Below are 17,058 nucleotides of genomic sequence, written 5' to 3' on the forward strand. Positions count from 1 at the left end.
TTTGTTCTTCTAAGAGAGATCTTTTGTCCAGCCGTAGTAGTAAGCGTTGTGAGTTGTGTGGACACGGCTCGTTCTCGCAGGTCGGCAGGCGCGGCGGCGTGTGGAGCACAGGGGGCGGCAACCGGTGGACGGTTCGGGGCCGGTTGTGAGTGGATTCGTCCGTCCTCAACCCGTCCACAGTTGTCCCCAAGGTTGTCCCCAGTTGTGGGGAGGGTTGTGCCCAAGACGTACACGCGCGCCTCGTGACCGAGATCGCCCGCGGGGGTGAAGGACTTCTTGGCACACAAGGATTTCCACACGCTGGGGACATCGTTGCAGGCCAGTGGTGCACAGGTGCGCGGTCGCGCGGCTCGTTGTAGTGCGGCGTTCCGGTCAGGGCCCTCATGGACATCCTGCGGACAAGGTGCGGACAACCCTGTGGATGCTGTGGACATTCGGTGGACAACGGTCCGCGGCAGCGTGGATGAGCGTTTTTCGCGTTGTGGCGCGGAATACGACGAAGGTCGCCCGGCACTGCCTGTGCACAGTGGACGGTGAGCGCCGCGGGGCCGGGAATCGGCCTCCGAGCGGGCTCCGGAGTACGGCGACGGGTGGTTCACCGCTGCCGCTCAGGCGCGTGCCGGGGCGGTTGAGTGCGTCCGGGGCGGATCACGCCGGCTCGGAGCAGGATCGACCGGACCCGGGCAGTGCGGAGCGGGCCGCAGGACGAGACGGCGCGGAGCGGTGCAGAGCGGGTCGCGCGGCTGGACGCGCGCTCGGGACTACTGGCGAGCGCGCTGCTTGATGCGGGAGGTGAGCTCCTGCACCTGGTCGTAGATGCGCCTGCGTTCGGCCATCTCCTTGCGGATCTTCTTGTCCGCGTGCATCACGGTGGTGTGGTCGCGGCCGCCGAACGTCTGGCCGATGCGGGGCAGCGACATGTCGGTCAGCTCCCGGCACAGATACATGGCGATCTGCCTCGCGGTCGCGAGCGCCTTCGTCTTGCCTGGGCCGCAGAGGTCGTCCATCGTCACGTCGAAGAACTCCGCCGTGACCCCCATGATCGTCGGCGCGCTGATCTCCGGCGCCTGCGAATCGGGGATCAGATCGCGCAGCACGATCTCCGCCAACCCGACGTCCACCGGCTGCTGGTTCAGCGACGCGAACGCCGTGACCCGGATGAGCGCACCCTCGAGTTCGCGGATGTTCGCCTCGATGCGCGCGGCGATGAACTCCAGGACGTCGCCGGGGACGTCGAGGCGATCCTGCGCGGCCTTCTTCCGGAGGATCGCGATGCGCGTCTCCAGTTCCGGCGGCTGGATGTCGGTGATCAGGCCCCACTCGAACCGGGTCCGCAGGCGATCCTCGAGCGTTTCGAGTCGCTTCGGCGGCCGGTCGGACGACACCACGATCTGCTTGTTCGCGTTGTGCAGCGTGTTGAAGGTGTGGAAGAACTCCTCCTGAGTACCTTCCTTGCCTTCGAGGAACTGGATGTCGTCGACGAGCAGGATGTCGATGTCGCGGTACCGCCGCTGGAACGCGACCTTGCGGTCGTCACGCAGCGAGTTGATGAAGTCGTTCGTGAACTCCTCGGTGGAGACGTACCGCACGCGCATGCCGGGGAAGAGCCGCTGGGCGTAGTGCCCGACGGCGTGCAACAGGTGCGTCTTGCCGAGTCCGGACTCACCCCAGATGAACAACGGGTTGTACGCCCGCGACGGCGCCTCGGCCACGGCGACGGCCGCCGCGTGGGCGAACCGGTTCGACGCGCCGATGACGAAGGTGTCGAACGTGTACTTCTCGTTCAGCTTCGTCTTCGACGTCTGGGGCTGGGCAGGCGCGGTGTACGGCTGTCCTGCGGTGGGCTGGCCGGTGAACGTGGGCCAGATCTCGTGCACCGCGGCGAGGGCCTCGCCCTCCTCGTCGACCTCTTCCTCGGAGTCGTCGAGCGCGTCGAGTCGGGACTGTCCCGCCGACCGGCGGGAGTCCGTGGTGCCGTTCGATCCGCCGGACTGCGGTGCGCCAGATTTCGCCGTGCCGGACTTCGCCGTGCCGGACTTCGAGGCCGCCGTGGAGGCGTCCCCGCTCGTCGACGTGCCCTGCGTTCCCGTGGACGCCTGACCGTCCGAGGACGGAGAACCCTGCTGCGTCGCGGCCTGCGTGCCTGCCGGGGGCGGCATGTCGTCGCGGATCGCCGGGATGACCATCGTCTCCTCGGCGGGCGAGTTCGGCGGACCACTCTGCCTGCCCGGCGCGGGACGGCGCTGGGCGGACGAATGGTGCTGGGCGTTCGACTGGTGTTGTCCTGCCGACGGCAACGGTCCCCCGGCGTTGCCAGAGGCGGGGTTGTGCGGAGCCGGGTGCTGTGACGTCGAATACGGCGCCGGGCCAGGTGCCGATGCGTGCTGCGGTGCCGGGTACTGCGGGTTCTGCGGGTTCTGCCCTGGCTGGCCCGGGGCCCGGTGCTGCGGGGCTGGCTGTGTGCCCGCGGACTGCTGGGGCGGCTGGTGCTGGCCGGGCCCGGAAGCGGGCGGGGAGTATCCGCCCTGCCCGTCGGCCGAGGAGGCGAGCGTGCCCTCCATCCGGCCGGCCGAGCCGTACTGCGGAGGCGTGGTCGGACCGCTCGGCGCGGGGGCGCTGTCGGCTGCGTCCACCTTCACGGCCAGCGAGACCTCGCGGCCCAGCCTGCGCGACAGTGCGGCGGTGATCGGCTCCCGCAGCGCGCGCTCGATCGCTTCCTTCGCGAAGTCGCTCGGCGCGGCGAGCAGTGCGGTGCCGTCGAGAAGGCCGATGGGTCGGGTGACGCGCATCCAGGCGCGCTGCTGAGGGGAGAGCGTGCCGTCCGACAGCTCCTTGACGACCTGCTCCCAGACGGAACCCAGGTTCAGCTGGTGCTCAGACACCCTGCTCTGCTCCCCTCCCCTCGACCTCGTCGGTTCGGCCTGTCATCTCACCCTGCCGACGCCCGAACGGCCCGTACTCCCCTGACGTCCGAGCGGAAGCTGCAGCGCAGGTCGAGCGGAACCGCCACCGAATCTGCGCAGGAGGCATCCACAAGGTTGTCCACAACTGTGCATCAATGTACGGCGGCCCCACGAGCCCTCCTACTCGCGGGTCCGGATGTCGGACACCCAGTCTCCCACTCACCGCCGACGCGACACGTGCCCCTCGTCCGTCGGGTCGAGAAGGGGCACGCTAACAAGGCTGGGTCTGTGCCACAAGCGGTTCATTCAAGCAAGGATTCCATGGTCGACGGCGTGTCGCCATTCGAACCGTGTGCGTGACCAGGCCAGGAGGAACCGGGGGGCGGTGTCGGGCTCGCGGCGATGGGTGCGTACCCTTTTAAGGTCTGCCGCTGACAGCGTGCCCGTTCGGGCTGCCCAGCTGACGAGGTCTCGACGGAGACTATCGCGCTGGCACGCCGAGCGTGACTGCCGGTGGCCGGACCCGAGACCCAGACGTCACAGACCAGGAGAATGACGCCGTGAGCAAGGGCAAGCGCACTTTCCAGCCGAACAACCGCCGACGCGCGCGGACCCACGGGTTCCGGCTGCGGATGCGTACCCGGGCCGGTCGCGCCATCGTGGCCGCCCGTCGTCGCAAGGGCCGTCAGCAGCTGTCTGCCTGACCTCGTCTGCTGCCAGGAGGTGAGCGCGCGTGCTTCCCGCCGACGCTCGCCTGCGGCGCAGTGAGGAATTCCGTGCCGTCATGCGCGGCGGCGTCCGAGCCGGGCGCCGCCGCCTTGTGCTGCACGCGCTCGCCGAGTCCGGCGAGCGGACGAAGGCGGGGTTCGTCGTGAGCAAGGCCGTGGGCAATTCCGTGGTGCGGCACCGGGTGACCCGGCGGCTGCGCCACCTCGTCGCGGCTCGACTCGGAACCCTGCCCGACGGTTGCGCGTTGGTCGTACGAGCCCTGCCTCCCGCCGCGAACGCGAGCAGCAGGGAACTGGGTTCGGACCTCGACGCGGCGTTGCGGCGGTTGAAGCTGACCGGTGCCGCACCGGAGGCCTCCCGCGACAGCAATGGATCAGCGGTGTGAGAAACGAGCAGGCGGCTACCGAGCACGGTGACTGTGTCCACGACAGTGCCGGCGGCCACGACGAGACGACCCAAGCGGCTCCGCGACCGACCCCGGTCGCGTGGATCCTGCTCCTGCCGATCCGCTTCTACCGGAAGGCGATCTCGCCTTTCCTGCCCCCGATGTGCCGGTTCTACCCGAGCTGCAGCACGTACGCCGCCGAAGCGCTGACGAAGCACGGCGCGGCGCGGGGCACCTACCTCGCCGTTCGCAGGTTGCTGCGGTGCGGACCGTGGACCCCGCCGGGCCGCGACCCCGTGCCCGAGACGTTCAGCTTCCGGCGCCAAAGCCCTGGTATGTCTACCGAGGAGTAGCTCAGTGCTCGACTTTATCTACTACCCTGTGTCGTTCATCTTGTGGTGCTGGCACAAGGTGTTCGGCTTCGTCTTCGGGCCGGACAATGCCATCGCCTGGATCCTCGGCATTGTCTTCCTGACGTTCACGGTGCGCGGCATCCTCTTCAAGCCGTTCGTGAAGCAGGTGCGGTCGATGAAGAAGATGCAGGACTTCGCCCCCGAGGTGAAGAAGCTGCAGAAGAAGTACGCCAACGACCGGCAGCGCCAGGCCCAGGAGATGCAGAAGCTCCAGCGCGAGCACGGCGTCAACCCGCTCGGCAGCTGCCTGCCGATGCTGCTGCAGATCCCGGTCTTCATCGGTCTGAACTGGGTGCTCCGCAACTTCCAGGAGGGGCGCCCCAACAACTACTTCTTCGACGCTCAGGAAGTCGACTCCTACGTCAACGCCAAGATCTTCGGCGTCAACCTCGGTGACGCGATCAACCTCCTCGGGTTCGGTGGCACGCCCCAGGGTTGGCACTGGGACGTCGCACCCGTCGCGATCCCGCTGATGATCGCCGCCTCGGTCGCCACGCACTTCACCGCGCGGCACTCGGTCGCCCGGCAGAACCCGGCGTCGGCCACCCAGCAGACGGCCATGATGAACAAGCTGACGCTGTACGTCTTCCCCGTCGGTGTCCTCATCTTCGGTGCCTTCTTCCCGATCGGTCTGCTCCTGTACTGGCTCTCCAACAACATGTGGACCCTCGGGCAGCAGCGCTTCGTGTACACCCGCATCGACCGGGAGGAAGAGGAGAAGAAGGCCGAGGCTCGCGAGAAGCGCGACAACCTCGCCCCCAAGCCGGGTCAGCGCCCGAACAAGCCGCAGCCGGGACAGAAGCCGCAGAACACGCCGAAGCAGGCCGAGAAGAAGCAGGCCTCCGGTGATTCGGAGTCGGCGTCCGCGGGCAACTCCTCCGAACAGTCGTCGCAGAACGCGAGCAAGAACGGCTCGTCGCAGAAGAGCACCGGTAGCAGTGCGAAGGGCGGCGCCTGGGCGAAGAACGGCGGTAACCGGCAGCGCCCGGCGAGCCAGGGGAAGAAGAAGTCGAAGGGTGGCAAGCGCCGCTGACGCGACCGGCGCCCACCCGACCACGAACAGACTTGCACGGGGCTGAGAGGAGAGACGACATGTCCGAGACCGCAGAGGTGATCGGCGCGGAAGAGGAGAAGGCCGCGGCCGGCTCGGCCGGGGCCGGGGACGAGGACACGGCCGCCGGGGTGGCCGACTCGGCTCAGGAGGCCGACGAGACCGAGGAGCCGGAAGCCGGTGAGGACCTGCTCGTCCGCGAGGGCGACATCGCGGGTGACTACCTGGAGCGGCTGCTCGACCTGCTCGACTACGACGGCGACATCGACCTGGACGTCGAGGCGGGCCGCGCGGTCGTCAGTATCGACGGTGGCGACGACCTCGAGAAGCTCGTCGGCCCGCGGGGCAACGTCCTCGAGGCACTCCAGGAGCTGACACGGTTGGCGGTTCAGCAGGAAACGGGTTCGCGCAGCAGGCTGATGCTCGACATCGCCGGGTGGCGCGCGGACCGGCGTGAGGAGCTCCGCCGGATCGGGCGCACCGCCGCGGAGAAGGTGGCGAAGTCGGGCGAGAAGGAGAAGCTCCAGCCGATGAGCCCGTTCGAGCGGAAGGTCGTCCACGACGCCGTCGCCGAGGTGGACGGTGTGACGAGCGAGAGCGAGGGCGAGGAGCCCAAGCGTCGCGTGGTCGTCATCCCCGAATAGGCGCACGCCACGGAGACGAATCGAAGCGGCCCACCCGACGCGGGTGGGCCGCTTCTTTTGTGTCCGGGAGCGGTCGCCACTCTCCTGTCGCGGCAGATGTCGCCGTTTCACGTGAAACGGGGCGTGGAGTTCTCCACATTCGCGGACTGTCGCCATGGAACGGCGACGAGTTCATGGACAATCGAAGCGGGCCGTTTCACGTGAAACCTGATGCCCGTGGAACCTGTGAGGAGATGAGTCAGTGGGTCCTGGCGGACTTGAGCCGACCACCCCGACCGCAGCGATCGTCGTCTTCGGCGACCATGCCGATCGGGCCGAGCGCTTCGTGGCGATGTTGCGTGAGGAGGGTGTCCGGCGCGGGCTGATCGGACCGCGTGAGCTGGATCGGCTGTGGGATCGACACGTGCTCAACTCCGCCGTCTTGGGCGAAGAGGTTCCACGTGAAACAACGGTGGTCGATGTGGGCTCCGGAGCGGGCCTTCCTGGAGTACCGTTGGCGATCAGTCGTCCCGACCTGGATATCGTTCTCCTCGAGCCGATGGCGCGTCGCGTGGAGTGGCTCGAGGAAGTCGTCGACGAACTCGATCTCGACGGTGTCACCGTGGTTCGCGGCCGTGCCGAGGAGAAGGCCGTGCGGGCACAGCTGGAACTCGCGGATGTGGTGACGGCCCGTGCGGTCGCTCCGCTCGCCCGTCTCGCCGGCTGGTGTCTGCCCTTGGTCCGCGAGTCCGGAACGCTGGTCGCACTCAAAGGTGCCAGCGCGGCGGACGAGATCGAGCGCGATCGCGCGGCGGTGGCCAAGGCGGGCGGCGGCGAACCACGCATCGCGCAGTGTGGCACGGACATCCTCGACACTCCGACGACCGTGGTCGTGGTCGAGCGCGTGGCGCGTCAGCGGTCGGGTTCGCAGCGGAAGCGGTCGAAGCAGAAGGGTCAGCGGAGCGCATGACGAGCAGTACTGAGCAAGGCATGTTCCACGTGAAACAGAGCGGCCACGGGCGCGCTTCTGAGAAGGGAGAGGCTCGGTGACGACACCAGCTGGACAGACCGAGACCGGTGGATCGACCCCTATCGGCGAGGAAGCGCTGCGTGCCGCGAAGGTGCTGCACCCCGACGAGAACTTTATGCCGCGGCCGACCAAGCGCCGTGTGCTGACCGTCGCGAACCAGAAGGGCGGCGTCGGTAAGACGACGAGCACGGTGAACCTGGCCGCGGGGCTGGCACTTCACGGCGTGAAGACGTTGGTGATCGACCTCGACCCTCAGGGCAACGCCAGCACCGCGGTCGACGTGGATCACCGGTCCGGCACGCCGTCGGTGTACGAGATGTTGATCGGTGAGGTGTCGCTCGTCGACGCCGCGCAGGTGAGCTCGCAGAGCGAGAACCTGTTGTGCGTACCCGCCACGATCGACCTCGCCGGTGCGGAGATCGAGCTCGTGTCGATGCAGTCCCGGGAGTCGCGTCTGAAGGAGGCGCTGTCGGCCGAGGCGCTCGATCAGCTGGGCGTCGACTACGTCTTCATCGACTGCCCGCCGTCGCTCGGCCTGCTCACGGTGAACGCACTCGTGGCCGCCCACGAGGTGCTGATCCCGATCCAGTGCGAGTACTACGCGCTCGAGGGGCTCGGTCAGCTGCTGAGCAACATCGAGTTGGTGCAGAAGCACCTCAACCGCACGCTGTCGGTCTCGACCATCCTGCTGACGATGTACGACGGCCGCACCAAGCTGGCCGACCAGGTCACGCAGGAGGTCAAGAATCACTTCGGGGAGGTCGTGCTCAAGACGATCATCCCCCGCAGCGTGAAGGTCTCCGAAGCTCCGGGATACGGCCAGACGGTGCTGGCCTTCGATCCCGGTTCACGTGGCGCCATGAGCTATCTGGACGCCGCACGCGAACTCGCCGAACGCGGTGTGGAGGGGAAGCAGGAATGACCGAACGCAGAGGCGGCCTCGGCCGCGGCCTGGCAGCGCTGATCCCGACGGGACCCGTCGAGGAGGAGGGCGAAGCCCCCTCCGTGCCGATCCCCGAGGTGTCCGAGGTCAAGCCGGCGGGTAGCGACGACAGTGGGTGGTTCGCCGCGAACGGTGCCATCGACGGCTCCCCTGCGGTCAGCGGTCAGGTCGCCGGTGCGGTCTATCGCGAGGTTCCGGTCGAGGCGATCGAGCGGAACCCCAAGCAGCCTCGGCAGGTCTTCGACGAGGAAGCCTTGGCCGAGCTGGAGCACTCGATCCGCGAGTTCGGCCTCATGCAGCCGATCGTCGTGCGGACGCTGGAAGGCGACAAGTTCGAGCTCGTCATGGGCGAGCGCCGACTGCGTGCCTCCCAGCGTGCGGGCCTCGAGTACATCCCGGCGATCGTGCGGCAGACGACCGACGACGCGATGCTCCGGGACGCCCTGCTCGAGAACATCCACCGGGTGCAGCTGAACCCGCTCGAGGAGGCGGCCGCGTACCAGCAGCTGCTCGACGAGTTCGACGTGACGCACGACGAGCTCGCCTCGCGGATCGGGCGCAGCCGTCCGGTCATCACCAACACGATTCGCCTGCTCCGTCTCCCCCTCCCCGTGCAGCGCAGGGTCGCGGCCGGCGTGTTGTCGGCGGGCCATGCGCGGGCGTTGCTGTCCCTCGAGGACGCCGACGCTCAGGAGGAGTTGGCGGGACGGATCGTCGCGGAGGGCCTGTCCGTGCGCGCCACCGAGGAAGCGGTGACGCTCTACAAGAACGGCCCGAAGAAGAAGGAGAAGAAGCAGGCGCGCAAGCCGATGGAGGCGCCCGGTCTCCAGGAACTGGCGAGTCGTCTGTCGGACAGCTTCGACACGAAGGTGAAGGTGGACCTCGGTCGCCGGAAGGGCCGGATCGTGGTCGAGTTCGGCTCGGTGGACGATCTGGAACGCATCGTCGGGCTGATGGACCCGAATCAGGGCAAAAAGGACACCTGAGAGTACGTCCGGCCACACCAGGCCATTACGTCACGGTGACGATTACGGCCCGTGTTGAAAAGTAGCGCTGCGCAGTACCCATGACGAAGGCGCCCGAGCGGACTCGCTCGGGCGCCTTTCTCGTCGGAATCGGAAGCGGGTTCAGTCGGGGCGCGCCGCGGCGCGCTCGATGAGGTCGCCGAACACGGTCCCCAGTGAGGTGCCCGCTGCTTCGAGTGCCATCGGGACCGTGGAGGTCTCGGTCAGGCCGGGCGAGGAGTTCACCTCGAGGAAGTGGACGGTCCCATCGGAGCCGACGATCGCGTCGGTACGCGAGATGTCCCGCAGCCCGAGCAGCCGGTGTGCCCCCACGGCGAGTTCCGCGACCGCCTTCTCGACGTCGGCCTCCAGCCGTGCGGGCGTGAAGAAGTCGGTGAGGCCTGCGGTGTAGCGGGCCGTGTAGTCGTAGATGCCGCTCTCCGGCACGATCTCGACCGCGGGGAGGGCCTGGGGCCCTTCGGCGCCCTCGATGACCGTCACGGCCACCTCGGTGCCCTCGATGTACTGCTCGGCCAGGACGGTGTCGCCGTAGGCGAAGCAGCCGACCATCGCGGCGGGCAGGTCGGCGGCGTCCCGGACGACCTGGGCGCCCAGCGCGGAACCACCCTGGTCGGGCTTGAGGATGAGCGGCAGGCCGAGACGTTCGACCATCGCGTCGAGCACGGTTTGCGCGCCGAGCTCACGGAAGGTGCTGTGGGGCAGGACGACCCAGTTCGGCGTCGCGAAGTCGGCACCGGCGACGAGCGCCTTGGCGATCGGCTTGTCCCACGCTCGCCTGCATCCCTGCGAATGCGTGCCGACGAACGGGATGCCGAACATCTCCAGCACCGTCTGGACGGACCCGTTCTCACCCTCGCCGCCGTGCAGGGCGACGACGGCGGCGTCGGGGCGTTCGTCGCGGAGCCTGCCGATGAGGCTGGCGTCGGTGTCCCATTCCTGGACGGTCAGGCCGGCGTCGCGCAACGCGACCGACAGCCTGCGGCCGGAGCGCAACGAGACGTCCCGTTCGTGCGAGAGTCCGCCCGCGAGGACGGCGACAGTACGTTCGGCCTTACGTTCGGCCACCCGAAACTCCTTGGGGCTGAAGGGAAAACGTCGCTCTACGCCGTCTCGGGTCCCGGCGTCTGCGGGCCGGAGACGGCGCGGGTGGTGACGCTACCGAACGTCCGCATCAAGTCCATTTCGGACTCGAGAACGCCCGCGAGCCTGCGGACGCCCTCGCGGATCCGTTCGGGCGTCGGGTAGCAATAGGACAGTCGCATCTGCCTGCTGCCCAAGCCGTCGGCGTAGAAGCCGGTACCCGAGGCGTAGGCGACGCGAGCGGTGACGGCGCGGGCCAACATCGCCTTCGCGTCAACCCCTTCGGGGACGGTGAGCCACACGTAGAACCCGCCGTCGGGATGCGTCCAGCTGCAGCCCTCCGGCATGTACTGCTCGAGTGCGCCGATCATGGCGTCGCGGCGTTCGCGGTAGTTCTCGCGGAACGTCTTGATCTGACCCTTCCAGTCGTGCGTGGCGAGGTACTTCGACACCACGAGCTGGTTCAGCGTCGGCGGGCAGAGCGTGGCGGACTCGGAGGCCAGCACGAGCTTCTCGCGCACGGCGTGCGGCGCGAGCACCCAGCCGACCCGCAGTCCCGAGGCGAACGTCTTGGAGAACGACCCGAGGTAGACGACGTTGTCGGGATCCATCGACCGCAGCGCCGGGTAGGTCTGGCCGTCGAAGCCGAGCAGACCGTACGGATTGTCCTCCACCACCAGCACGTCGTACTGGCGGCAGATCTCGAGGATCTCCGCGCGGCGGTCGACGGCGAGCGTCACGCCAGCGGGGTTGTGGAAGTTCGGGATCGTGTACAGCAGCTTGACGCGCTTGCCTGCCTTCTCGCACTGGGCGAGCGCCGCACGCAGGTTCTCGGGCACGAGGCCGTCGTCGTCCATCGCGACGTGCACGACCTCGGCCTGATAGGCGGCGAACGAGCCCAGCGCACCGACGTACGACGGGCCCTCGGCGATCACGACGTCGCCGGGGTCGCAGAACAGGCGCGTCACCATGTCGAGGGCCATCTGCGAGCCGACGGTGACGACGATGTCGTCGGGATGGCCAGTGATGCCCTCCATCGCCATGACGTCGCAGATCTGCTCACGCAGGGCGGGGACGCCGTGGGCGGAGCCGTACTGCAGCGCGGTCAGCCCGTCCTCGGCGATCAGCTCGGACATCTGCTGCGACAGCGACTCCAGCGGAAGCGCCGCGAGGTTGGGCATGCCGCCCGCGAGCGACACCACCTCGGGCCTGCTGGCCACGGCGAACAGGGCCCTGATCTCCGACGCCGTCATCCCCGCTGTGCGGGCGGCGTACCGCTCGACGTGCGGGTCGAGGTTGGTACGGCTCCCCGGTTCGGTGCCGGGTCTGTGCTCTGGGAGCTGGGCTTCGCTCATGACTACTTCCGTCTGCTTCGAGGAAAGCTTTCGGCGGCTGGGCAACTACCGGCAGGTAGTCCTGCGAGTGTAACGCCGGCCCGCCCACCCCTCCCGCCGTTGGCGCACTTCTCACATCGGCATATGCTTGCCGGTGTTACCGCCTCGCCGTCGTCGGCGGGCGGCCGCGCGCAGCCTGGGAGGTTCGGTGTCACGTCAGATCGTGGGCGTCACGCTGGACAACCTGGAGGAGCTTCCGCGGCAGTGCAGGCGCTGCGTGTACTGGGAGCTGGCTCCGCACCTCAAGCAGCAGGCAGAGGAGTACGGCGAGACCGAGGTCGAGAAGGAGGCCTGGGTTTCCGGGGTCCTGCTCGAGTGGGGTTCGTGCGGGCGGATCGTCTACAGCGGCAGGCTTCCGGTGGGTTTCGCGCTCTACGCTCCCCCGAGCGCCGTCCCCCGCGCCGATGCGTTCCCGACGTCCCCGCCCAGTCCGGACGCGGTGCTGCTCACGGCGTTCCACGTGGTCCCGGAGTTCCGTGGCGGTGGTCTGGGCCGCATGCTGGTTCAGGCCGTGGCGAAGGACCTCACCCGCCGGGGTGTGAAGGCGATCGAGGCGTTCGGTGACGCCGATCCGGACCAGTCCGAAGACGACGCCCACTCGTGCGTCGTGCCCGCGGCGTTCCTGCGGAGTGTCGGGTTCAAGACCGTCCGGCCGCATCCGCGTTGGCCGCGGCTGCGCCTCGAGCTGCGGTCGTCGATCACGTGGAAGGAAGACGTCGAGGCGGCGCTGGAGAAGCTGCTCGGCGAGGTCACGATGACCACGGCCACGTCGTCCGGCACGCGCGCCTGACCGACGAGTTATCCACAGAACTGTGCACAACTACTGAGGTTGTCCACAGATTCGATGCTGCTTGTGCACACCTGTCCCCATCGACAACCACTGTCCGTCGATGGAGGGATACCGATGGTGACGACTACTCCGCGCGGGCCAGCTCGTGGGCCAGCACGTCGGCGAACGTGAACGTGCCCGTCGGCTGGTCGCCCTCGCCGAGCAGGTACAACCGCTTGACGGCGATGAGGATGCCCTCGGCGACGACGTCGCGGAACGCGGGGTCGGACAGCCTCAGCCGGTCCTGCTCGTTCGTCAGGTAGCCGATCTCGACCCGCACCGCGGGGCAGCGGGTGCGCGTGAAGATGTCCCACGTCTTGGGGTGGGTACGGCAGTCCCGCAGCCCGGTCCGTGCAGCCAGCTCGCGCTGGATGTAGCCGGCCAGCAGCTCACCCACCGTGGACGTCGTGCCGTTGCCGGTGCCGAAGTGGAAGCTCGCGACGCCCTGCGCGTGCGGCGAGGAGTTGCCGTCGCAGTGCAGCGACAGGAACAGGTCGGCACCCGCGTCGTTGGCGAACTGCGCACGCTCGACCTCGGACGGGCTCTGCGCGGGGCCGCGCGAGATGAGTGCCTCCATGCCGGTGGCCTTCATCCGCCCTTCGAGCCGGCGAGCCAGGTCCCAGGCGATGTCGCGCTCGACCACGTCGCCCACCGCCACGCCGGGGTCGTCCCCGCCGTGACCGGGGTCGATGACGATGCGCTTGCCACGCAGCCGTGGTCCCGCCTGGCGCACCTGCTCCTGCTCGCGCAGGAACACCGGGCGGCCACCACGGGCACGCGGCGACAGCTGCCGCAGCGCGCGCACCGTCGACGGGCCGCAGATGCCGTCCACCGTCAGCCCGTAGTCGCGTTGGAAGTTCTTCAGACCACGTTCGGTCTGTGCGCCGAAGTGCCCGTCGGGGCGGCCGGCGTTGTAGCCCAGCTCGGTGAGGCGTTCCTGCAACGAGAACACGTCGTCACCGTGGACGGGCGAGGAGATCAGATAGGCCAGTGGCCTGCTGCCGAGGTGGTAGCAGGATCCGCGGAGTGCGCGGTACGTCGCCGGTCCCACGACGCCGTCGGTGATCAGCCCGCGGCGCTGCTGGAACGCCCGCACCGCGTGCTCGACCCGCTCGTCGAACACCGTGTCCGCGGTGTCGGGGGAACCGTTCGAGGGGTGCGAACCGTTCGAGCCGTTGGACGCCATCGCGCCGCCTGCACCTGGAAGCAGGTCCAGGCTCACGAGCATAGACCTGATCTCGGCGACGTCCGCTCCGGTGTCGCCGCGGCGGAGTACCCGCATGCACTCCTCGCTCTACCTTGGGCATCGGCTCGGGACCACGAAATCGTCACCCGATCCGGTGCTTGTTGCTGTGCAAACCAATGCAGGGCGTCCGTAACCCTGCGCCTACCTATTGTGCCTTGTTCTCACTTCACGGGCGCGCAGGCCCGTCTCACGCTGTTCTCACGGGTGGGACGCGCAGGTCCATCCGTCATGACGCGCCGGCGCACATAACCGCACAACCGCCCAGCCGCACAAGCGCACAACGGACGAGCCCGGGACGCCGTGTTCGCGTCCCGGGCTCGTCGACGTGTGATCGGCGAGGATCAGAGCACGTCCGACAGGTCGGACAGCAGCGCAGCCTTCGGCTTGGCGCCCGTGATCTGCTTCACCGGCTTGCCACCCTGGAACAGGATCAGCGTCGGGATCGACATGACCTGGTAGTCGCGGGCGGTGTTCGGGTTCTCGTCGATGTCCAGCTTGGCGATCTGGATCTTGTCCTTGTGCTCGGTGGCGATCTCCTCGAGCACCGGGGCGATCATCTTGCAGGGGCCGCACCAGGTGGCCCAGAAGTCGACGAGCACGGGCTTGTCGTTGGCGAGCACGTCGTCGCTGAAGCTGGAGTCGGTGACCTTGACGGTGTCGGTCATGGTGCCTCTTTCTGTGTCGTTGGGCCTGGTACCTGGGGAAATCGGGTCGTCAGTTGGCCGCAGCGGTGGCGTAGCCGCCGCCCACCATCTCGGCCGACTCGGCGGCCTCGCTGACGTGCGCGTGCTCGGCGAGCCAGCGCTCGGCATCGATGGCCGCGGTGCAGCCACTGCCCGCCGCCGTGATGGCCTGCTGATAGGTGTGGTCCACGAGGTCGCCTGCGGCGAACACGCCGTCGACGTTCGTGTAGGAGCTGCGGCCCTGGGTGAGCACGTAGCCCGACTCGTCGACCGCGACCTGGTCGCGGAACAGCTCGTTCCGCGGGTCGTGGCCGATGGCGACGAAGAATCCGGTCACGTCGAGGGTCGACTCCTCGCCCGTCACGGTGTCGACGAGCTTCAGGCCACTCACGGTGCCGTCGCCCAGCACCTCGGTGACCTGCGAGTTGAGCTGCCAGCGGATCTTCTCGTTCTGCTGGGCGCGCTCGAGCATGATCTTCGAGGCGCGGAACTCCTCGCGGCGGTGGATGATCGTGACGGTCCTGGCGAACTTCGTCAGGAAGGTCGCCTCCTCCATCGCCGAGTCGCCGCCGCCCACCACGGCGATGTCGTGCTCACGGAAAAAGAAGCCGTCGCACGTCGCGCAGGACGACACGCCGTGGCCGAGCAGCTTCTGCTCGCCGGGCACGCCGAGGTAGCGCGGCGCGGCGCCGGTCGCGAGGATCACGGCGCGGGCCGCGTAGCGCGTGCCGTTGGCCGTGACGTACTTGATGTCGCCGGTGAGCTCGAGCTCCTCGACGTCCTCGGTGCGCAGGTCGGCGCCGAACGTCTTCGCCTGCTCGCGCATCTCCTCCATGAGCTCGGGGCCCTGGATGCCGGACCGGAAGCCGGGGTAGTTCTCGACCTCGGTCGTCGTCATCAGGGCGCCGCCGAACTGGGAGCCCTCGAACACCAGCGGCTCGAGCTGTGCGCGCGCCGCATACACGGCCGCGGTGTATCCCGCGGGACCCGACCCGACGATGATCAGGTTCCGAACGTCCTCTGCAGCCACTGGTTTCCTCCGCTTCGATAACGCCTGACACCAGGTCCAACAGCATCGTAGGTGTGCGTGTTCCCGGTGTGGCCCACGCCCGCATGCGAACCGCGGATCGGGCCCGTGCGCTCCCGCGATGTGGACCTCCAGACCTCGGCGGCCCCGGAACTCACGTGCGTTTCACGGCGGGCACACGACGAGGCCGCCGACTCCGGGTGGGAGCCGACGGCCTCGTTCGGTCGGTCACGTTCGCCTGGTGCTGCCTCGCGTCAGTTGCGGCCGACGATCTCGTTGAGCACCGGTTGCGGTCCGCAGTCCGGGCTGACCGCGACCATGCGGAACTGGGCCAGCTCGCCGGTCGTGTACAGCACCATGATCGCTTCCTGCCCGTCGATGGTGACGGGACGCACACCCACCGGCTGCTTGCTCGGATCGATCCCGGCCTCGGCGACGCAGCTGTCGAGGCGTTCCTTCGTCTGCAGGGTGCCGAAGTCGCGCACCTGGTTGATGTCGTTGACGGCCGCCGAGAGTTCGCCGCGGTCGCTGCTCAGTGCCAGCGGCCCGTCCCCCGTCCCGCTGTCGGGCTGGGAGTTCGGTTGCGACGGCGCGGGCTCGGACGGTGCGGGCTCGGCGACGCCGGGTGTGCTGTCGCCGCCACCCGCCCCCGGGAGCACGACCGCCACGGCGGCCACCGCCGCCGCGGCCACGGCGACGAAGCCCGCGGCCCATCCGGCCTGCTTCTTCCGCCTGCTGCGCGCCCGGTCGAGGCCCACGACGTTGGTGGTGCCCTGCTGTTCGCGTGCGCGCTGCTCGCCGGCGATCGCCGCGTCGAGCCTGGCCGCGACGTCCGCGGGCATCGGCTCGACGGGCTCGTCGGTCAAGGACGACAGGTCCGACGTGGTCGCTTCGAGCGCCTCGATGACCGCGCGGGCCTCCGGGTCGGCGTTCACACGAGGCCACAGCTCGGCGGCTTCGCTCTCGCTCAGCACACCGGCGTGCAGGTCGGCGAGCACGTCGACAGACAGAGCGGACCCGTCCCGATCCGTGAATTCGCCGTTCATCGTCGTCCCTCCCCGTGTTTGCTTTCGTAAGTTGGGACGTCGCCTTCCTCGGCCGGGTTCCGCAGATGCCCGAGAAGTTTCGCGAGTTTGGAGCGACCCCGAGCACACCTGCTCTTGACCGTGCCTTCGGCGATGCCGAGCATCTCGGCGGTCTCGGACACCGAGTACCCCTCGACGTCGACGAGCACGATCGGCGCGCGCTGGTCCTCCGGCAGCTCGTCGAGGGCTTCCTTGATCACCAGCCTGGTCTCCCGCTCGGCCATCGAGTCCCGCGGGACGGCAGGCTCCTGGTGGCCCTGTTCGGGCAGCGGAACGGTCGGCCTGGCCTGCCTGCGGCGGATCCGGTCGAGGCAGGCGTTCACGACGATGCGGTGCAGCCATGTCGTGACCTGCGACTCGGCCCGGAAGTTCGAGGCGGCGCGGAAGGCGGAGATGAACGCGTCCTGCAGGGCGTCGGCTGCTTCCTCCGGATCCCGGACGGTGCGCAGGGCGACGGCCCACATGCGGTCTCGGTGTCTGCGGACGAGCTCGTTGAACGCGTGCGGATCGCCGGCGGCGTGCGCCTTGATCAGATCCGCATCGGTCGGCTCGGCGGTGGGCGCTGTCACCCGGAAGAGATTACTAAGAACGTGCGCATCGCACCGGAGCGCC

General features: G+C 68.5%; 17 protein-coding genes. 9 read left to right on the forward strand and 8 right to left on the reverse strand.

Features of this window, described 5'->3' with window-relative positions:
* Positions 1-761: 761 nt before the first annotated feature.
* The gene (dnaA, locus tag IF64_RS26395) at positions 762-2,882 is read right to left on the reverse strand and encodes a chromosomal replication initiator protein DnaA (protein ID WP_030530205.1); all 2,121 of its coding nucleotides are present in this window, start codon (positions 2,880-2,882) and stop codon (positions 762-764) included.
* A 581-nt stretch (positions 2,883-3,463) separates the two neighbouring features.
* On the opposite strand from dnaA, the gene rpmH reads away from it, so the two are divergent.
* The 8 genes from rpmH (at position 3,464) to IF64_RS0101865 (ending at position 9,063) form a co-directional block, all read left to right on the forward strand.
* Positions 3,464-3,607, forward strand: a complete 144-nt coding sequence (gene rpmH, locus IF64_RS26400; protein ID WP_048807381.1) for a 50S ribosomal protein L34 — start codon at positions 3,464-3,466, stop codon at positions 3,605-3,607.
* Positions 3,608-3,636: 29 nt separating this feature from the next.
* Complete coding sequence (rnpA, locus tag IF64_RS0101835) at positions 3,637-4,017, forward strand: ribonuclease P protein component (protein WP_030530206.1); 381 nt, start codon at positions 3,637-3,639, stop codon at positions 4,015-4,017.
* 104 nt (positions 4,018-4,121) lie between these two features.
* Positions 4,122-4,370: a membrane protein insertion efficiency factor YidD gene (yidD, locus tag IF64_RS0101840; RefSeq protein WP_211252509.1), complete on the forward strand. Its 249-nt coding sequence runs from the start codon at positions 4,122-4,124 to the stop codon at positions 4,368-4,370.
* Between the two features lie 4 nt (positions 4,371-4,374).
* Positions 4,375-5,463, forward strand: coding sequence for a membrane protein insertase YidC (gene yidC, locus IF64_RS0101845; protein WP_030530208.1), 1,089 nt, complete (start codon positions 4,375-4,377; stop codon positions 5,461-5,463).
* A gap of 59 nt (positions 5,464-5,522) precedes the next feature.
* Complete coding sequence (locus IF64_RS0101850) at positions 5,523-6,125, forward strand: Jag family protein (protein ID WP_030530209.1); 603 nt, start codon at positions 5,523-5,525, stop codon at positions 6,123-6,125.
* 241 nt (positions 6,126-6,366) lie between these two features.
* A complete protein-coding gene (gene rsmG, locus IF64_RS0101855) occupies positions 6,367-7,074 on the forward strand; it encodes a 16S rRNA (guanine(527)-N(7))-methyltransferase RsmG (protein ID WP_030530210.1) in 708 nt (235 codons plus the stop codon).
* A gap of 76 nt (positions 7,075-7,150) precedes the next feature.
* Entirely contained in the window at positions 7,151-8,056 is a 906-nt protein-coding gene (locus IF64_RS0101860; protein ID WP_030530211.1) for a ParA family protein, read from the forward strand.
* Positions 8,053-9,063 (forward strand): ParB/RepB/Spo0J family partition protein, encoded by a 1,011-nt coding sequence (locus IF64_RS0101865; protein ID WP_030530212.1) that lies wholly within the window; start codon positions 8,053-8,055, stop codon positions 9,061-9,063. The genes IF64_RS0101860 and IF64_RS0101865 overlap by 4 nt, the downstream gene beginning before the upstream one ends.
* 141 nt (positions 9,064-9,204) lie before the next feature.
* On the opposite strand, the gene IF64_RS0101870 is transcribed toward IF64_RS0101865, so the two are convergent.
* Positions 9,205-10,167: a D-alanine--D-alanine ligase family protein gene (locus IF64_RS0101870; RefSeq protein WP_030530213.1), complete on the reverse strand. Its 963-nt coding sequence runs from the start codon at positions 10,165-10,167 to the stop codon at positions 9,205-9,207.
* A 35-nt stretch (positions 10,168-10,202) separates the two neighbouring features.
* Positions 10,203-11,537: an aminotransferase-like domain-containing protein gene (locus IF64_RS0101875; protein WP_030530214.1), complete on the reverse strand. Its 1,335-nt coding sequence runs from the start codon at positions 11,535-11,537 to the stop codon at positions 10,203-10,205.
* 187 nt (positions 11,538-11,724) lie between these two features.
* Between IF64_RS0101875 and IF64_RS0101880 the strand changes: the two genes are divergently transcribed.
* Positions 11,725-12,366: a GNAT family N-acetyltransferase gene (locus IF64_RS0101880; RefSeq protein ID WP_030530215.1), complete on the forward strand. Its 642-nt coding sequence runs from the start codon at positions 11,725-11,727 to the stop codon at positions 12,364-12,366.
* Positions 12,367-12,490: 124 nt separating this feature from the next.
* On the opposite strand, the gene IF64_RS0101885 is transcribed toward IF64_RS0101880, so the two are convergent.
* The 5 genes from IF64_RS0101885 to sigM all read right to left on the reverse strand — a co-directional run bounded on the left by IF64_RS0101885 (position 12,491) and on the right by sigM (position 17,015).
* Entirely contained in the window at positions 12,491-13,687 is a 1,197-nt protein-coding gene (locus IF64_RS0101885; RefSeq protein ID WP_030530216.1) for an N-acetylmuramoyl-L-alanine amidase, read from the reverse strand.
* A 305-nt stretch (positions 13,688-13,992) separates the two neighbouring features.
* Positions 13,993-14,316 carry a thioredoxin gene (gene trxA, locus IF64_RS0101890; RefSeq protein WP_030530217.1) on the reverse strand — a complete coding sequence of 108 codons (324 nt, stop codon included), beginning with the start codon at positions 14,314-14,316 and terminating at the stop codon, positions 13,993-13,995.
* Between the two features lie 49 nt (positions 14,317-14,365).
* The gene (trxB, locus tag IF64_RS0101895; RefSeq protein ID WP_030530218.1) at positions 14,366-15,364 is read right to left on the reverse strand and encodes a thioredoxin-disulfide reductase; all 999 of its coding nucleotides are present in this window, start codon (positions 15,362-15,364) and stop codon (positions 14,366-14,368) included.
* Positions 15,365-15,615: 251 nt separating this feature from the next.
* Entirely contained in the window at positions 15,616-16,407 is a 792-nt protein-coding gene (locus tag IF64_RS0101900; RefSeq protein ID WP_051757382.1) for a hypothetical protein, read from the reverse strand.
* Complete coding sequence (gene sigM / locus IF64_RS0101905; protein ID WP_030530220.1) at positions 16,404-17,015, reverse strand: RNA polymerase sigma factor SigM; 612 nt, start codon at positions 17,013-17,015, stop codon at positions 16,404-16,406. Before sigM ends, IF64_RS0101900 begins: the two co-directional genes overlap by 4 nt.
* Positions 17,016-17,058 lie beyond the last annotated feature (43 nt).

The sequence above is a fragment of the Prauserella rugosa genome (genome assembly GCF_000719975.1).
GTDB lineage: Bacteria > Actinomycetota > Actinomycetes > Mycobacteriales > Pseudonocardiaceae > Prauserella > Prauserella rugosa.